Raw genomic sequence first — 16,742 nt, forward strand, 5'->3', positions numbered from 1 at the left:
AAAACATATTGTATAGTAGAAAGATAACAAAAAAGACACAGCAGGAGGCAGAAAGATACTTCCAGCTGTGTCTTTTTGATGCTGTGAATTTATGCGGGTGCTTAGTGGGAAAACGAAGCCCGTGCGACGATGTTCTCCATCTCGCCCCATTTCTCCTCCATATCCGCTACAAGCGCGATCTGTGTCCGCGCCCGTACGAGGTTGTGCTCCGGGTAAGCGGTTTTGAAGTAGGTATCGCCCATCAGGTAATCGGCGAGAAAACGGATGCCGCATTCGAGGGTCATTAATTTTGCACCCATCGGCAGCATTTCGACTTCCGCGCGGGTCAAAGAGCCTGCGCAGCCTGCGAGAAAGCCCTTTGTATAGCTCTCAAAGAGAGGAAGGGAAAGAGACACCTTCGAGACATCCTGTTCGTCCTCAGCGGCCGTATTCGCGCCGAAGCGGATCGAATCGCCGAAGTCAAAGATCGACAGTCCCGGCATAATGGTGTCTAGGTCGATGACGCAGATGCCCTCGCCGGTTTTGTCATCAATCATAATGTTGTTCAGCTTCGTATCGTTGTGCGTTACGCGGAGCGGCAGCTCGCCCGAGGCCTTCATGCGCTCGGCTACGCCGTAATCGTCTGCGTGGTCGAGGAAAAACGCCATCTCATCCGAAACGTTTTTCAGCCGTCCTTTCGGATCCGCCTGTACCGCCTGTAAAAGCGCCTGGTAGCGGAGCGGTGTGTTGTGGAAATCCGGGATCGTCTCGAAAAGAGAGGCGGACGGAAAATCGGAGAGCATCTGCTGGAAGCGGCCGAAAGCATTACCGGTCTCGTAAAACAGCTTTGGATCTGTCACGGCATCATAGCAGGACGCATCGGAAATAAAGAGAAATGCGCGCCAGAATTCTCCGCGCTCATCGACGAAAAACCAGGCATCGTCTGTCGTCGGAATCAGGTTCAGCGTCTCGCGGAATGGATCTCCTCCTGCGGCTGTGATTTTTTTCCGCAGAAATGATGTTACCTGTGCAATATTCTGCATCAGCTCCGTTGGATTGTGGAAAACGGTGCGGTTCATGCGCTGCAGAATCGATTTGCGGAGGACGCCGTTTTCGGTAGATCGCACCAGAAACGTATCGTTGATATGGCCGTTCCCGTGCGGCGTCCAGTCTGTAATCGTTCCCGGGAAAGCAAATGCGTGGACAATGGAAGAGAGTTCTTCCTGTGTGTATGTAATCATCATGGGTATAAACTCCTTATTTTAATTAGAAAAACCTGATTAAGTAAAGCACACGCAGGGCGAAAAGTCAAGAAAAGGGCGCGAAACGATTGACAACGAGCGGCATTTCCGACTATAATAGACAGTAATTTAAGAAAAAACAAAACCTAAAATGCAGTGACAGGGAGGAGTACCTGGCGGCGCAAAGCAAAGAGAGGAGATGGCTGGTGAGAATCTCCGTGAGCGTGCCTGCGGAAGTAGCCCTCGAGCAGTGGACTGAACAGAAAAAGCGGACAGCAATGTTTTCCAAGTAGGCTCCAACGTAGTTCCTACGTTACCGGGATGCCGTATCGGATGAAAAAAGTTAAATCCTGTACGGAATGAGCAGAAGTGTATTCTTCTGGAATTCAGGTGGTACCGTGGATGGAAACATTCTCCCTGAACGTAAGGCACAGAAAAGGTGTTTTATGTTCGGGGATTTTTTATGCAGTAAATTTAGAACAGGAGGTTTTCATATGAAACAGATTACAGGAAACAAACTTCTGGTAAAGGCTCTGAAGGAGGAGGGTGTCGAGTATCTCTTCGGTTATCCGGGAGCCTGCACCATTGACATCAGCGATGAGCTTTACAAACAGGATGAAATCAAAATCGTTCTGCCGCGCCACGAGCAGGCGCTGGTGCATGAGGCGGATGCCTATGCGAGAACGACAGGAAAAGTCGGCGTATGCCTCGTTACCAGTGGCCCTGGTGCAACCAACCTGGTCACCGGTCTTGCAACGGCAAACTACGACAGCGTTCCGCTTGTCTGCTTCACCGGACAGGTAGCCCGCCACCTCATCGGAAACGATGCATTCCAGGAGGTTGATATCGTCGGCATCACCCGCAGCATCACGAAATACGGCGTGACGGTAAGAAACCGTGAAGATCTCGGACGCATCATCAAAGAGGCATTCTACATCGCACGCACCGGAAAACCGGGCCCGGTTCTCATTGACCTTCCAAAAGATGTCATGGCAGAGTTCGGCAGCGCAGAGTATCCGAAAAACGTCAACATCCGCGGCTACAAACCGAACACCAGCGTTCATATCGGCCAGTTAAAACGTGCGTTAAAGATGCTTTCGAAAGCAAAACGCCCGCTGTTCCTTGCCGGCGGCGGCGTCAACATCGCACATGCGCAGGAAGTGTTCCGCGAAGTGGTCGAGAAAACACAGGTGCCGGTTGTCACAACCGTTATGGGACGCGGCGCGATCTCCACGAAACATCCGCTGTTCATCGGAAACCTTGGCATGCACGGCGCGTATGCGGCGAATATGGCAGTCAGCGAGTGCGATCTGCTGTTCTCGATCGGAACACGTTTCAATGACCGTATCACCGGAAAGCTGCATGAATTTGCCCCGCACGCGCAGATCGTCCACATCGACATAGACACCGCTTCGATCTCTCGAAACATCCATGTCGATATCCCGATCGTAGCCGATGCAAAAGAGGCGATCACGAAGATGGCAGAGTACGTAGAGCCATGCTCCACATCGAAATGGCTTGCCCAGATCGATGCCTGGAAGAACGAGCATCCGCTGACGATGCGCCAGAACGGCGTGATGGGACCGCTCGATATTTTCAACGCGATCAACGAGCAGTTTGACGATGCGATTATCGTCACCGACGTCGGACAGCACCAGATGCTGACAAGTCAGTACGTCGACATTACCGAAAACCGCCAGATCATCATGTCCGGCGGCCTTGGAACGATGGGATACGGCCTTCCGGGCGCGATCGGAGCAAAAATCGGCAACCCGGACAAACCGGTCATCGCGATTTCCGGTGACGGCGGTATGCAGATGAATATTCAGGAGCTGGCGACTGCCGTTCTCGAGGAGCTGCCGGTCATCCTGTGTATCTTCAATAATGAATACCTCGGCATGGTACGCCAGTGGCAGAAGCTGTTTTACGGCAAACGGTACAGCATGACAAACCTGCGCGCCGGTGCACTTTCCCGCAGAACAGACGGAGAAGAGTACCCGGAATACACGCCGAATTTTATCAAATTGGCTGAGAGTTACGGCGCAAAAGGAATCCGTGTCATGAAGAAAGAGGATATCGCGGCTGCGTTTGAAGAGGCGAAGAAAAACACCAAGACTCCGACAATCATCGAATTTATCATCGATCCGGAGGAGATGGTTTACCCGATGATCAAGCCGGGCGGGACGCTCGAAGATATGATTATGGACTGTTAGGAGGAGAGCGCGATGAATAAGGGAATGAAAAAAAGATGGATTTCACTGTACGTAGAAAACCAGGTTGGTGTCCTTTCCAAGATTTCCGGGCTTTTTTCCGCAAAAAGCTATAACTTGGACAGCCTGACCGTCGGAACGACCGAGGACCCGACCGTATCGCGTATGACGATCGCCACGGTCAGTGACGATGAGACGTTTGAGCAGATCAAAAAACAGCTGAACCGCATGGTCGAGGTCATCAAAGTCATCGACTTCACCGACGTGTTTGTGCGCATGAAAGAGATTCTGTATATCAAGGTATTCAACTGCAGCGCAGCTGACAAAGTCGAGCTGTTCCAGATCGCTGAGACGTTCAAGGCGAAGGTCATCGACTACGGAAAAGACAGCCTGCTGCTCGAGTTTGTCCAGACAGCGACGAAAAACGATGCAGTTGTGAAGCTGATGAAAGAGGAATTCGGCAAGATCGAAGTCGTGCGCGGCGGAAGCGTCGGTATCGAGTCGATCAATGTGATGGAGCGGTAAAAGAGAGGACGTTTTTGCGTGAACGAAAAGAGTATTACCACAATTACGTTAAAAAAGATTAATAAGAAAAGTGTGTATCAGTACATCTATGAGCACCGCCAGACGGCGAAGCAGCAGATTGTGCAGGATCTGACGATGGGGCTTTCGATGCACAGCGGAACGCTCGAGCATATCTGCATCGACCCGGAAGGGCCGGAGTGCTACTGCGCTTCTTTTTATTGAAGAGTTTCTGCAGTCGGAATTTTAATTTTTAGTTATAGAATTTCAGGGATAGAAAATCCGGGAACGGAAAGGTTTACATTGCTTTCCATTCTCGGATTTTTTCTGTTTTTTATCAGTGTTCGTTTTTAGATAAACATCGCATAAATCGACGCTCCGACCACAGTCAGAATACCTGCAACTGCAATCGAAAGGCTGCTCATCGCGCCCTCGACATCGCCCATCTCCATGGCCTTCGCCGTACCGATCGCATGGGAGGCCGATCCGATACTGATGCCCTTTGCAATCGGCTCCTCAATGTGAAACAGCTTGCAGAGCGTCTCCGCCAGCATATTTCCCAGCACACCCGTGATGATGATAACGGCAACCGTGATCGTCACCGCACCGCCGAGCTCTTCCGAAACACCCATGCCGATGGCCGTTGTGATGGATTTCGGCAGCAGTGTTACATACATTTTATGATTCAGATTGAAGATCAGCGTCAGCGCGAGAACCACGGTAAGGCTCGTCAGCACGCCGGAGAGAATACCGGCGAGGATGGCTTTGATATTCTTTTTCAATGCCTCCATCTGCTCATACAGCGGAATCGCAAGGCAGACCGTTGCAGGAGTCAGCAGATAGCTCAAGTATTTTGCACCGTCATTATAATTCTGATAATCGATATCGAAAACAGCAAGGAATACAATGACGACTGCAATGGAAATCAGCAGCGGATTGAAAATCGGAAGCCCAAATTTTTTCTTTAACAGCATGCCGAGCTCATACGCCAGAAGGCTGATGACAACGCCGAAAAATGCAGATTCACAGAGCATATTTGTCATTTTGCGTCCCCTCCTTTGTGTTTCTTTTCCAGCCGGATGACCGCCTGTGTCACGCGTCCGGACACAACCATAACGACGATGGTGCTGACGAGCGTAATCACGAGAACCGGAACGAGAACGGCTTTTAATTCACCCCAGGATTCCATCAGGCCGACGCCCGCCGGAATGAACATGACCGGCATGATCTCAATCATAAACTTGCCTGCGTCCTCGACGGCATCAAGTTTTAATGCCCCCGTCATCAGAAGCGCCAGCATCAGCACAAGGCCGTAGATACTTGCCGGAATCGGAAGCGGCAGCACGGCGTGCAGGATTTCTCCGACGAACGAAACCGCCATAATTACAAGGAACTGTCTTAATAATTTCACTTTTTCTGTTGTCCTTTCTCCCCATAACCCACATAACATCACTCCTTCTCAATGTCACGACCCCGATTATACTACCCGCATAAAAGAATTTCAACCGTAAATGTTACTGCAATTTTGGCTATTTTTGCCAAAAAAAGCAAAAAAATGCTCGCCAATCAAACGAAAAAGTGAAATCGGTGGGCATTTTAACATAATTTTTTGAGTTGATCCGATACGGAACTTTTTAAGCATTGTTTTCGGCATTTTTCCGATCCGGCAGAACGAAGATAAAGATCAGCGAACTGACAAGCAGCATGCCCGGATAGAAGAGGTTTGCCATGATTTCAAAGGCGGAGAGCTCATATCCCAGTTCATGCACCGCGGAAATCGCCACGAGCATCTGCGCGCCGTATGGCAGGATGCCCTGTGAGATGCAGGAGAAGGTATCGAGGAGCGATGCCGTTTTCCGTGGGGTGATGCCGTAGTCCTCGGACATCTGCTTTGCGATCGGGTTTGCCATGACGATCGCGACGGTGTTGTTTGCGGTCGCAATGTCGAGCAGCGCGACGAGAATGCCGACACCGAGCTGGCCGCCCTTTTTTCTGCGGAAGATTTTGTGAATGGCACGAAGCAGGACAGTAAAGCCGCCGTTTTCCCGGATCAGCGCGCACATCGCAGCGACAAGAATCGCAACCATACATGTCTCAAACATACCCGAAGTGCCGCTTCCCATGCTGGAGAGCATATCCCAGAGCGTCGTCTGTCCCGTACCGAGCATGATAACGGCACCGGAAGCAATACCGATAAGGAGTACGACAAACACCTGAATGCCCGCGATGCCGCCGATCAGCACGAGCAGGTACGGAACCATCTGCAGCAGATGGTATTCGTGGACGATCGGTGTGCCCGGCGCCTGTCGGAAGGAGATTACAAGGATCAGCGCCAGCGCGGCAAGAGCAGCCGGGAGAGCGATCCAGAAGTTTTCGCGGAACTTGTCTTTCATCTCGCAGCCCTGTCCGTTGCAGGCGGCGATTGTCGTGTCGGAGATGAAGGAGAGGTTGTCGCCGAACATGGATCCGCCCATGACGGAGGCGACGCAGAGCGCCAGCGAAAAGCCGGAGGTCTCGGCAACAGCAGCGGCGATCGGCACGAGAAGCGTGATCGTTCCGACGGAGGTTCCCATGGCCGTGGAGACGAAGCAGGCAACGACAAAGAGCACAGCGACGGCATACTTTGCCGGAATCCAGGAGAGCATGAAATAGGCAACGCTCTCTGCACTGCTCCTTCCGACAACGCCGACAAACGTGCCTGCGGCGAGGAAGATCAGCAGCATTGTGATGATGTTTTTGTCCCCGATGCCCTGTCCCATGAGAGCGAGCTTTTCTTCAAACGGGACACTGCGGTTCTGCAGACAGGCGACGAGGATCGCTGTCAGAAACGAGACGACGATGGGGATGTTGTAGAAGCCCATCGGAATTTTTAAAATATACTCGGAATAAATGCCGAACCCCAGATAAAACACCAGAAAAACGGCGATCGGGAGCAGGGCGGATGGCTTTCCTTTTTTCATAGAAATAAATACCAGACCTTTCGTGTGATTTTCCTTATTTTTTAATAGGGCGAATAGAATTATTCTATCATCTGGATCAGAAATCGTAAAGTAAAAAAGCAGGAAAAAACACGCCGGACATCTGGTAAATTCCAGAAATCCGGCGTTTTTTATAAGAGGTGCGTTTTGCTGTGCCTGTGCTTTATTATTTTGCGAGGAGCATCATAATCTGATTACTTCTGCTTACGAATTTTGTCATCTCGTCCGGAGAGAGCGGTTTGTGGCTGATCATTGCCAGATCATACAGCTGCTCGCAGAACAGGGATGTGTTGCCGTTCTCGCCATTCTCCAGAATGTACTGAACGAGCGGATGTTTTGCATTCAGGATCAGGGTTTCCTGTCCGCCGAACATGGACGGATCCATGCCGGTCATGCCGTACATCTTCATCATATCCTGCATCCGGCGGCTCTCCTCGGAAAGCGTTACCATGGAGGATACATTTTCGTCTTTCAGGTTCTCAACTTTGACGGTCAGATCTTTCTTGTCGAGGACTTTGCGGAAGAGATCGGTCAGAGTATTTGTAGCGTCGGTCAGATCCTCACCGGACTCGTCTTTCATATCGTTGGTCAGATCTGCATCGATGCGCTGGAAAGTTACATGCTCGTTGTAACGCTCTGCATGGGTGATGAAAGCGGAGTCGATGTTGTGTTTCAGGATGACAGCATCCATGCCCTGACTGCGGAACATGTTGATGTACTGGCTCTGCTGAACTTCGTCGGTGACGTAGTAAACAGTCGTTTTTTCCGGCTCTTTCTTCTCGTCAGCGTTTTCCGTATTTTCGGTATTCTCCGTAGTTTCAGCCTTCTCTTCGGTGTTCTCTGCAGGAGCTTCTTCTTTCTTATTCTCGTTGATGCAGTCCTCAAGAGTCAGATATTTTCCGTCGATGTTCTTGAACAGAATATAGTCCATCATCTTCTTGGAGAATTTCTCGTCCTTGATGCATCCGTATTTGATGAATGGGTTGATATCATCCCAGTATTTCTCGTAATTCTCGCGGTCGGTTTTGCACATGCCGGAGAGCTTGTCAGCGAATTTCTTGGAGATGTACTCGGAGATCTTCTTGACAAATCCGTCGTTCTGCAGTGCGCTTCGGGATACGTTCAGCGGCAGATCCGGGCAGTCGATGACGCCTTTTAAGAGCATCAGGTATTCCGGAATGACTTCTTTGATGTTGTCGGCAATAAATACCTGGTTGTTGTACAGCTTGATGGTTCCCTCGATGGAATCGTACTCGGTGTTGATACGCGGGAAGTAGAGGATACCTTTGAGGTTGAACGGATAGTCCATGTTCAGGTGGATCCAGAACAGCGGCTCGCGGTAGTCGTTGAAGACTTTGCGGTAGAATTCTTTATAATCCTCATCGCTGCACTCGTTTGGATGTTTGGTCCACAGCGGGTGGATATCACTGATGGAAACCGGGCGTTTGTTGATTTTTACTTTCTCTTTGGCCGGGGAAACTTCAACCTGCTCTTTCGTTCCGTCTTCTTTTTCTTTCTCTTCGTATTTTGCGTCCTCGTGGATGTGCTCTACGACAACGTCGTCATCTTTTAATTCGCTTTCATCGATGGTCTCGTATTCCTGCGGCGCATTTGCTTTGGACAGGAAAATTTCAACCGGCATGAAGGAGCAGTATTTTTCCAGAACTTCGCGGACACGGTATTCGTTTGCGAATTCCAGGCAGTCCTCGTTCAGGAACAGAGTGATTTCGGTACCAACAGTTGTCTTGCTGCCCTCGGACATATCGTACTCGGTGCTTCCGTCACAGGTCCAGTGTACCGGGGTGGATCCTTCTTTATAGGAAAGAGAATCGATGTGAACTTCATCTGCTACCATGAAAGCAGAGTAGAAACCAAGACCGAAGTGGCCGATCATCTGATCTGAATTCGTTTTGTCTTTGTATTTCTCCAGGAATTCGGTAGCGCCGGAGAAGGCGATCTGGGTAATATATTCTTCGACTTCGTCTGCGGTCATACCGATACCGTTATCGATGAATTTTAAGGTTTTCTCATCCGGGTTTACAATCACCTGAATGGCTGCTTTGTAGTCATCCGGCAGAGTATATTCGCCCATGCCGTCGAGTTTTTTCAGTTTGGTGATGGCATCGCAGCCGTTGGAAACGAGCTCGCGGACGAAGATATCGTGGTCGGAGTACATCCATTTTTTGATAATCGGGAAAATATTGTCGCTGTTGATTGAAAGATTTCCATGTTTCGCACTCATGAGAAACACACTCCTTTTCTTATAAAAATATTTTGATCCAGCAAAGCGGGGATATCATGCTTTTTTAGATGTCTGCAGCTTTTTTACTGCTCTGATAGTTATAGTAATACTGGCACAGGGAAAAGTCAAGGAAAAATTAGCACTCGAGAAAAAAGAGTGCTAACAGAACAACGGAAAGTATTGAATTTACTGGTATTACGGTACTTTCTAAACTTTTTGTAAAGTCTGATCAGAAGGGCTGCGCAGTTGTTTCTGGAGAATGGATATGCTACAATGAAAAAGCATAGAAGCGTTTCGAACAGAAAGATTCCGAGGGTACATAAAAGAAAAATGGAGGAAATACATGACAAATGCGACAAAGGCGGCGCTGGAAGCGTCATTAAAAAAGCTGCTTTTGAAAAAGCCGCTGGACAAAATTACGATCAACGATCTGACGACAGACTGCGGCATCAGCCGGATGGCGTTTTATTATCATTTTAAGGATATCTACGATCTTGTCGAATGGTCGTGCCTGGAGGATGCGACGCAGGCGCTGCAGGGGAAGAAAACGTATGAGACATGGCAGGAGGGCCTGCAGCAGATTTTTGAGGCAGTGCTCGAGAATAAACCATTTATTATGAATGTCTATCACTCTGTAAGCCGGGAGCAGATCGAAACATATCTCTTTCATCTGACGCACGATCTGCTGTACGGTGTCGTGCAGGAAAAAGCAAAGGGAACCGGCATCTCTGAGGCGGATCAGAGTTTTATCGCAGATTTCTATAAGTATAGCTTTACCGGTGTCATGCTTGACTGGATCAAAGACGGAATGAAAGTGGATTACCATATGATTGCGGAAAAAATGCACCGCACGATGGAAGGAAATGTCGTCAATTCCATCCGAAATTTTGAAAAAAGAAATAAAATATAGTTACACTTTACAAAACAGGGCGGATGATAAAAATTTAATCATCCGCCCTGTTTTGTAAATGGAAAAGCGGGGAAAAATGAAGTAAGATTCAAATTGTCAACAGACAATGGCAACACAAATAGAAACTTGTAAAACAAAGAAAGCAGCATAACCTATACGAACCGGAAATTCGAAAAAACATTCCGGCAGTCGTATTTAGAAAAGAAAGGATGAACGTCTATGTCAAAAAAAGGATTAAAATTCGGAATCGCATCAGCAGCAGTCATCGGAGTTGGAGCAGCAGTGCTGCAGGCAAAAAACAAGAGTGAAGCAAAAAAAGCAGCGGAGACAACCACTGTAACATCAGAACCAAAGAATGATTACCGCAACACCGAGCGCGGAAAAGATAAGAAAAACAGCAAAGGCATTTATTACACCAACGGAAACTACGAAGCCTTCGCAAGACCGGAAAAACCGGAAGGCGTCGATGAGAAGAGCGCATACCTCGTAGGAAGCGGCCTCGCAGCCCTCGCAGCAGCGTGCTTCCTTGTAAGAGACGGCCAGATGAAAGGCGATCACATCCACATTCTGGAAGCCATGGACATCGCCGGCGGTGCCTGCGACGGTATCTACGATCCGACCCGCGGCTACATCATGAGAGGCGGCCGTGAGATGGAAAACCACTTCGAGTGCCTGTGGGATCTGTTCCACAGCATCCCGTCAATTGAGACACCTGGCGTATCCGTTCTCGACGAGTATTACTGGCTGAACAAAAAAGACCCGAACTACTCCCTGTGCCGTGCAACGAAGAACCGCGGCGAGGATGCCCATACCGACGGAAAGTTCAACCTGAGCCAGAAAGGCTGCATGGAGATCATGAAACTCTTCATGACAAGAGACGAGGATCTGTACGACAAGACGATCGAGGATGTTTTCGATGATGAAGTCTTCAATTCCACCTTCTGGCTGTACTGGAGAACGATGTTCGCATTTGAAAACTGGCATAGTGCACTGGAGATGAAGCTGTACTTCCAGCGGTTCATTCACCACATCGGCGGACTGCCGGACTTCTCCGCACTGAAATTCACGAAGTACAACCAGTATGAATCCCTGATTCTTCCGATGAAGAAATACCTCGAGGATGCCGGCGTAGACTTCCAGTTCAATACCGAAGTAACCAACGTTATCTTTGAAATCAACGATGGAAAGAAAGTAGCAAAAGCCATCGAGTGCAAGGTAAACGGCGTCGAGAAAGGCATCGTTCTCACCGAGAATGACCTCGTCTTCGTTACCAACGGAAGCTGCACCGAAGGCACGATCTACGGCGATCAGAACCATGCACCGAACGGTGATGCAGAGGTCCGCACGAGCGGCTGCTGGAGCCTGTGGAAAAACATTGCAAAACAGGATCCGTCCTTTGGACATCCGGAGAAATTCTGTTCCGATATTGCAAAGACAAACTGGGAATCCGCAACAATTACCACTCTCGACAATAAGATCATTCCGTATATCACCAATATCTGCAAACGTGATCCGAGAACCGGAAAGGTTGTTACCGGCGGTATCGTAAGCTGCCAGGATTCCAAGTGGCTTTTAAGCTGGACCATCAACCGTCAGGGACAGTTCAAAGAGCAGGATAAAGATAAGGTATGCGTATGGGTTTACAGCCTGTTCACCGATGTACCTGGCGACTATGTGAAGAAACCGATGAAAGAGTGCACTGGTAAAGAGATCACCGAAGAGTGGCTGTACCACCTCGGCGTGCCGGTTGACCAGATTCCGGAGCTGGCAGAGAACAGCGCTGTCTGCGTACCGACCATGATGCCGTACATCACCGCATTCTTTATGCCAAGAAGAAAGGGCGACCGCCCGGATGTCATCCCGGATGGCTGCGTCAACTTCGCATTCCTCGGACAGTTCGCTGAGACACCAAGAGATACCATCTTCACGACAGAGTATTCCGTTCGTACCGCAATGGAAGCTGTTTACGGACTCCTCGGCGTAGACCGCGGCGTGCCGGAAGTATGGGGCAGCGTTTACGATATCCGCGACCTGCTGGACAGCTCCGTGAAACTGATGGATGGAAAATCCCCGCTGGAAATCGAGCTTCCTGGACCGCTCAACCTGCTGAAAAAACCTCTGCTGAAACTGGTAGATGGAAATGTAGTTGGAGATCTCTTAAAAGAGCATGGAATTATCAAAGAGGATATGGTGAAATAAGAAATAGAAAATAAGTAAGAAATGCAATAAGACCTGCGCTTTCAAACGGCGCAGGTCTTATTGCGTTGCTATGTATGCTCTCAAACAATTAAGCAGATTTCTTCGTGAAAAACAGTGCGGCACAGACGGCGGCGATGCCTCCAGCGAGCTTTGCAACGAGAAGCGGCACGACAAAATCAGGATCGGTGCCGAACGTAAATCCCATATGTGCGGCGATGGTCGATGCGGCGGAGACGAGGAAAGCTGCGTTTACAATCTTTCCGCGCTCGTCCATTTTTTCCATCATTGTGATCGCCGGAACAGGGCTGACAATGCCCATCAGAAGGCCGGCGGCACTGCTGTCGTTCATGCCGGTTCTTCTTCCAATAAAAGAGAGCGGCTTTTTGAGCACCCGCTGTAAAAGCTCCGCCGTCGGAAGGCTGCCGAGCAGTACAATGCCGATGGACGAGACGACCGCCATCGCGTCCTCTAGCGGCGCAAGGTCCGGGAGCAGCGAAAAGCCGGTCATATAGCAGAACGCACCCGCGATGAGGCCGATCGTCGTCAGAAGCCGGATCACATCTGCAAATACCGTGAACGCGCGCACGGTCTGCTCCGGAAAACGCCAGATGCCGAACATCAGCAGAAAGCAGAAGAGGAGCACCGGGAGCGACTGAAGTACGATCTGCAGAAAAGAGAGCCCTGAGAGCAGTCCGCCGACGATCATCGTGACGGGAAGCGTGCCCGTGCCGATCAGCATGCCGCGGGAGAAAAAGAGGCGGTCGCCGCTTTTCAGCATTCCCATGCCGACCGGAATCGTAAAGGTGATGGTACAGCCAAGCGTCGCCGCAATCACAAGTCCTGCGTAGCGCACCATCTCCTGCGATGCCGAAAGCTCTCCGGCGAGCTGGTAGCCGCCCATGTCAATGGCGAGAATGCCGGCGAGAAGTCCCGCATCCAGCCCCAAAAAGTTCCAGATGGGAACGAGGGCGAAACGGAGAAAGCGGGAGAGCAGCGGGGTGAGGCAGATGATGCCCGACATGGAAAGTGCCGTCGGTCCAAGCAGCGTAAAGCCCTCCTCAAACCGTTTTCCAAGTCCGAAGCGATTGCCAGCGATCCGGTCGACACCGCCGAGTACCGCGCCGACTGCCATGATCCACATAATAATCTGATTCATAAAAAGAGAACCTTTCTAAATAAGTATTTTGTCTTTATATCTGTTCTTCAAATGCAATTTCATTTTTCAGCAGAAACTGGCGGACTTCCTCATCGAAGACGCGGTCGAGCGACTTGTCCATCGTAAAGATTTTGAGGGAAGTTCCGGTGGTAAGTAAGAGTTTTCCGTCCTTATACTGAAAATTCAGAAAGCATCCAAACACGTTCTCTATTTCCAGCGGCAGCGCATGGTCCGCGATCATTTTTTCGCACGCCGCCTGCGGAAGCTGAAACACAAATTTGAACTGCAGGGGTGTCCGTTTTCCTTTGATGACGGAATAGCAGAACGATTTCACATCTTTCCAGAGAAGCCGCGTCCGCCCTTTTTCTTTTAAGAGCTGCGCGTCATCGGGATCGAAAAAGTCCGTGTGAAGACTGCCGTCGATGGAGAACGTCGTAAACGTTGTGATCGACGCCTCGGAGACGGGAAAGCGGTCAAATGTCTCGAGACGGAGCAGAGTGTTCATAAAATTCTTTAACTGTGTAATCTGCAGGATAATCATCCGTAGTTAAAACCAGCCTTTCTTTTTAAAATACCAAATTTCAACAGCAACAATGAGAATACAGACGCCGATCAGGATGAAGTACGCATACGGGGCAGAAAGCTCAGGCATATGCGTAAAATTCATGCCGTACCAGCCGGCGATCAGGGAAAGCGGGAAAAAGATCGTCGAGACGACCGTCAGAATCCGCATCGTATCGTTCTGACGCAGGTCGATCTGCGCCTGCTGCATCTCGCGGATCTGCAGGGCGTACTCCCGCAGCATCTGGGTGTGGTCGTACAAACGGTCCACGCGGTTTCCAAGGCGCGAAAACTGACGGGCGCATTCCGGGGGAAGAAAGTGATTTTCGTCCTCGGAGAGTATTTCGCACATGTCGAGAAGCTGCTGGTAATAGGCATGGAACACGAGCAGCTCCCGACGAATCGTGATCAGGGTCCGCTGCAGCTCTTTTGGCAGAGTGTCGAGAAGAGACTCCTCGATTGTCGCGAGGCGCTTCTCAAAATTCTGCAGATAGAGCATATCCTCCTGGATCAGCGATTCCAGAAACGAGAAAAACAGGTGGAAGACATCGGAAGTATCGAGCGGTTCTTCCGGGAAGAGGAGGCTCTGCAAAGCCGGAAGTGTCTGTTCGTCGGCTGCCAGAATAAGCTGCCCCCGGTCGAGATAAAACGCAAGCGAGAATGCAAGGTGAAGCGGATGCGTCTTGTCCGGGACGGCAAGCGATCCGACCAGGCAGTCAGGCAGCAGCTCTGCGCGGCAGTATTCGATGCGCTCCGGCTGCAGACTGCGCCGGAAAAGAGAAAATCCGGGCAGCGCCGCGCAGGCTTTGGAAGCTTCCGAAAACGAAAGCAGGGAAAGCCGGACCGAATCCGAAAAAGTCCATTCCATACGTACCACCTCCTGAAAATAAGCAATGGAAAAATATCCATAAACAAAAAAGCCGTATGACCGTAGTATACCGCAAAAAGGGGAGTGCGACAAGAAAAGGAAAAAACTTTTAACGGAAAAACTTTTATTGGGAAAAAACTTTTTGCAATGGAGCACTAAGTGTGTTATGATAAAATGTAGTTATCAAAACTACATGACAAAATATCAAAAAATTCACTGTGTCGAATTCGTCCCTAGTTCAGGAAGGTTTGAAAAAGAGCGGTGATTGGAAATACGAAACGTCCGCAGTGAGAAAAAGCGGAATCAAGTTTGGAGGGACAAAATATATGAGTTTTCACATTGTTGCAGACAGCTGCTGTGAACTGACAGCAGATATGAAAAAAAGAGGAAATATTGAAATTGCACCGCTGACCCTGGAAGTCGGCGGAGAATCCATTCTGGATGACGAGACATTTGACCAGAAATATTTTTTAAAGAGAGTAGCGGAATGCCCGGAGTGCCCGAAATCCGCCTGCCCGTCGCCGGATTATTTCCGGAAATCTTTTCTGAACGGAGCAGAACGGTGCTACGCGGTCACACTTTCCGCACAGCTCAGCGGTTCCTATAACAGCGCAGTGCTCGGTGCAAACCTGGCGCAGGAGGAGAACGAGGATCTGAAGATTCACGTATTCAATTCCAGAAGCGCATCGATAGGAGAGACCCTGATCGTGAAAAAAATCGTGGAGTGCGAGGAAGCCGGCATGAGCTTTGAGCGCGTCGTAGAGACAGTAGAACTCTATATCAGCACACAGCACACCTATTTCGTGCTGGAAAATCTCGAAACTCTGCGGAAAAACGGCCGTCTTTCCAAGGCGAAAGCACTTGTTGCATCCGCGCTTAAGATCAAACCGGTTATGGGAGCCACATCGGAGGGCGATATCGTACAGCTTGATCAGGCGCGCGGCATCAACAAAGCACTGATGAAAATGGTCGATGCCATTGTAAATGACGCACAGCATGTAGAAAACAAAACGCTTGCCATCTCTCATTGCAACTGCCCGGAGCGCGCCGAGATGGTAAAAGAAGCCCTTCTGGAGCGCCTTGCGGTACAGGATGTCTTCGTACTCGATACCCAGGGCGTCAGCAGTATGTATGCAAATGACGGCGGAATTATCATTGCATTATAACTTTTCTCTTCCCTTTTTGTTGAAAATGTAGTATAATTTTCAACATGTTTGAAAGTGCCGCCGAGCACTTTTTAGAAATCAAAGGAGAAGTAGAACCATGAGTCAGGAAAAAGTTGACCGCTATAAAAAGGAAAAAGCGAACCGTGAGAAAATCATGAGACGTGAAAGATGGATCACGAGACTGGAAGTTACCGCTTTCGTCGTTGTTCTGGCTACCCTGATCGGCTGGTTCTCCGTTGCTGTTTACCAGAACTCGGTAGCAGAGAAAAAGGCGAACCGCACGACAGAAACCACAACGATGAACGTGACGGATATTCAGAATTATCTGAGCGAGACCAACACATCCAGCGACAGCAGTGCAGATGACACCAGCGACAGCTCTGATGTTTCCGATACATCTTCGGACAGCACAGCAGATACGGCAAGTGACAGCACAGCAGATTCCATCAGCGAAAGTACAGCGGAATAAGCAGAATTGTTAAAGAAAGTAAAAGCGCTTACCACAGACGGGAAAATCCCGGAGTGATAAGCGCTTTTGTTATAGAGATTTATAGCAATCCCCGAAAATAATGCAAAAAATTCAGCACCGCAGAGCGTGAATTACTGCGTCACAGATTTTCGTCGTACCCCGGTACGCCTTCAAATCTGTTCCTTGCAATTCGCGCTCTGCAGCACTGCCTTTTTTGCATTATTTTCGGGTCTTGCTATAG

At 49.6% G+C, this 16,742-nt stretch carries 15 protein-coding genes and 1 other annotated feature; of the genes, 7 read left to right on the forward strand and 8 right to left on the reverse strand.

What is annotated here, in order from left to right; genetic code table 11:
* Window positions 1-101: 101 nt before the first annotated feature.
* Window positions 102-1,223, reverse strand: a complete 1,122-nt coding sequence (locus DWX00_RS14410; RefSeq protein ID WP_118595595.1) for a phosphotransferase enzyme family protein — start codon at window positions 1,221-1,223, stop codon at window positions 102-104.
* A gap of 144 nt (window positions 1,224-1,367) precedes the next feature.
* Window positions 1,368-1,643 (forward strand) — a binding site (T-box leader).
* A gap of 71 nt (window positions 1,644-1,714) precedes the next feature.
* Here DWX00_RS14410 and ilvB point away from each other — a divergent pair.
* From ilvB to DWX00_RS19890, 3 genes are read left to right on the forward strand one after another with little or no spacing between them, the layout of a single operon-like run.
* The gene (gene ilvB / locus DWX00_RS14415) at window positions 1,715-3,433 is read left to right on the forward strand and encodes a biosynthetic-type acetolactate synthase large subunit (protein WP_022463091.1); all 1,719 of its coding nucleotides are present in this window, start codon (window positions 1,715-1,717) and stop codon (window positions 3,431-3,433) included.
* A gap of 12 nt (window positions 3,434-3,445) precedes the next feature.
* The gene (gene ilvN, locus DWX00_RS14420) at window positions 3,446-3,955 is read left to right on the forward strand and encodes an acetolactate synthase small subunit (protein WP_022463092.1); all 510 of its coding nucleotides are present in this window, start codon (window positions 3,446-3,448) and stop codon (window positions 3,953-3,955) included.
* Window positions 3,956-3,973: 18 nt separating this feature from the next.
* Window positions 3,974-4,177 (forward strand): hypothetical protein, encoded by a 204-nt coding sequence (locus tag DWX00_RS19890; protein ID WP_055227113.1) that lies wholly within the window; start codon window positions 3,974-3,976, stop codon window positions 4,175-4,177.
* A 125-nt stretch (window positions 4,178-4,302) separates the two neighbouring features.
* Here DWX00_RS19890 and DWX00_RS14430 read toward each other — a convergent pair whose 3' ends face one another.
* From DWX00_RS14430 to htpG, 4 genes are all read right to left on the reverse strand, one after another.
* A complete protein-coding gene (locus tag DWX00_RS14430; protein ID WP_118595596.1) occupies window positions 4,303-4,995 on the reverse strand; it encodes an LrgB family protein in 693 nt (230 codons plus the stop codon).
* Window positions 4,992-5,363, reverse strand: a complete 372-nt coding sequence (locus DWX00_RS14435; RefSeq protein ID WP_055221279.1) for a CidA/LrgA family protein — start codon at window positions 5,361-5,363, stop codon at window positions 4,992-4,994. Before DWX00_RS14435 ends, DWX00_RS14430 begins: the two co-directional genes overlap by 4 nt.
* A 223-nt stretch (window positions 5,364-5,586) precedes the next feature.
* On the reverse strand, window positions 5,587-6,927 hold the full coding sequence (locus tag DWX00_RS14440; protein ID WP_334294924.1) for a Na+/H+ antiporter NhaC family protein: 1,341 nt from the start codon (window positions 6,925-6,927) through the stop codon (window positions 5,587-5,589).
* A 169-nt stretch (window positions 6,928-7,096) separates the two neighbouring features.
* Window positions 7,097-9,172, reverse strand: coding sequence for a molecular chaperone HtpG (gene htpG / locus DWX00_RS14445; RefSeq protein WP_118595597.1), 2,076 nt, complete (start codon window positions 9,170-9,172; stop codon window positions 7,097-7,099).
* Between the two features lie 343 nt (window positions 9,173-9,515).
* Here htpG and DWX00_RS14450 point away from each other — a divergent pair, with 343 nt between their 5' ends.
* Window positions 9,516-10,082, forward strand: a complete 567-nt coding sequence (locus DWX00_RS14450; RefSeq protein ID WP_022461989.1) for a TetR-like C-terminal domain-containing protein — start codon at window positions 9,516-9,518, stop codon at window positions 10,080-10,082.
* A 219-nt stretch (window positions 10,083-10,301) separates the two neighbouring features.
* On the forward strand, window positions 10,302-12,281 hold the full coding sequence (locus DWX00_RS14455) for an oleate hydratase (protein ID WP_118595598.1): 1,980 nt from the start codon (window positions 10,302-10,304) through the stop codon (window positions 12,279-12,281).
* An 88-nt stretch (window positions 12,282-12,369) separates the two neighbouring features.
* On the opposite strand, the gene DWX00_RS14460 is transcribed toward DWX00_RS14455, so the two are convergent.
* The 3 genes from DWX00_RS14460 to DWX00_RS14470 are packed head-to-tail and all read right to left on the reverse strand — an operon-like array spanning window position 12,370 to window position 14,866.
* On the reverse strand, window positions 12,370-13,437 hold the full coding sequence (locus tag DWX00_RS14460) for an ethanolamine utilization protein EutH (protein ID WP_118595599.1): 1,068 nt from the start codon (window positions 13,435-13,437) through the stop codon (window positions 12,370-12,372).
* Between the two features lie 34 nt (window positions 13,438-13,471).
* On the reverse strand, window positions 13,472-13,978 hold the full coding sequence (locus DWX00_RS14465; protein ID WP_055221274.1) for a DUF5721 family protein: 507 nt from the start codon (window positions 13,976-13,978) through the stop codon (window positions 13,472-13,474).
* Between the two features lie 6 nt (window positions 13,979-13,984).
* Window positions 13,985-14,866, reverse strand: coding sequence for a magnesium transporter CorA family protein (locus tag DWX00_RS14470; protein ID WP_022461993.1), 882 nt, complete (start codon window positions 14,864-14,866; stop codon window positions 13,985-13,987).
* Between the two features lie 326 nt (window positions 14,867-15,192).
* Here DWX00_RS14470 and DWX00_RS14475 point away from each other — a divergent pair, with 326 nt between their 5' ends.
* Together DWX00_RS14475 and DWX00_RS14480 are read left to right on the forward strand one after the other, a co-directional pair.
* Complete coding sequence (locus DWX00_RS14475; RefSeq protein ID WP_118595628.1) at window positions 15,193-16,032, forward strand: DegV family protein; 840 nt, start codon at window positions 15,193-15,195, stop codon at window positions 16,030-16,032.
* Window positions 16,033-16,129: 97 nt separating this feature from the next.
* Window positions 16,130-16,501 (forward strand): hypothetical protein, encoded by a 372-nt coding sequence (locus tag DWX00_RS14480; protein WP_118595600.1) that lies wholly within the window; start codon window positions 16,130-16,132, stop codon window positions 16,499-16,501.
* Window positions 16,502-16,742: the final 241 nt, after the last annotated feature.

This window comes from Blautia sp. AF17-9LB (genome assembly GCF_003479185.1).
GTDB lineage: Bacteria > Bacillota > Clostridia > Lachnospirales > Lachnospiraceae > Fusicatenibacter > Fusicatenibacter saccharivorans.

Excerpts from the sequence above, each read along its gene's own strand:
- DWX00_RS14410 (WP_118595595.1), bottom strand. The coding sequence starts at position 1,223 with ATGATGATTACATACACACAGGAAGAACTCTCTTCCATTGTCCACGCA.
- ilvB (WP_022463091.1), top strand. The coding sequence starts at position 1,715 with ATGAAACAGATTACAGGAAACAAACTTCTGGTAAAGGCTCTGAAGGAG.
- ilvN (WP_022463092.1), top strand. The coding sequence starts at position 3,446 with ATGAATAAGGGAATGAAAAAAAGATGGATTTCACTGTACGTAGAAAAC.
- DWX00_RS14430 (WP_118595596.1), bottom strand. The coding sequence starts at position 4,995 with ATGACAAATATGCTCTGTGAATCTGCATTTTTCGGCGTTGTCATCAGC.
- htpG (WP_118595597.1), bottom strand. The coding sequence starts at position 9,172 with ATGAGTGCGAAACATGGAAATCTTTCAATCAACAGCGACAATATTTTC.
- DWX00_RS14450 (WP_022461989.1), top strand. The coding sequence starts at position 9,516 with ATGACAAATGCGACAAAGGCGGCGCTGGAAGCGTCATTAAAAAAGCTG.
- DWX00_RS14455 (WP_118595598.1), top strand. The coding sequence starts at position 10,302 with ATGTCAAAAAAAGGATTAAAATTCGGAATCGCATCAGCAGCAGTCATC.
- DWX00_RS14460 (WP_118595599.1), bottom strand. The coding sequence starts at position 13,437 with ATGAATCAGATTATTATGTGGATCATGGCAGTCGGCGCGGTACTCGGC.
- DWX00_RS14465 (WP_055221274.1), bottom strand. The coding sequence starts at position 13,978 with ATGATTATCCTGCAGATTACACAGTTAAAGAATTTTATGAACACTCTG.
- DWX00_RS14470 (WP_022461993.1), bottom strand. The coding sequence starts at position 14,866 with ATGGAATGGACTTTTTCGGATTCGGTCCGGCTTTCCCTGCTTTCGTTT.
- DWX00_RS14475 (WP_118595628.1), top strand. The coding sequence starts at position 15,193 with ATGAGTTTTCACATTGTTGCAGACAGCTGCTGTGAACTGACAGCAGAT.
- DWX00_RS14480 (WP_118595600.1), top strand. The coding sequence starts at position 16,130 with ATGAGTCAGGAAAAAGTTGACCGCTATAAAAAGGAAAAAGCGAACCGT.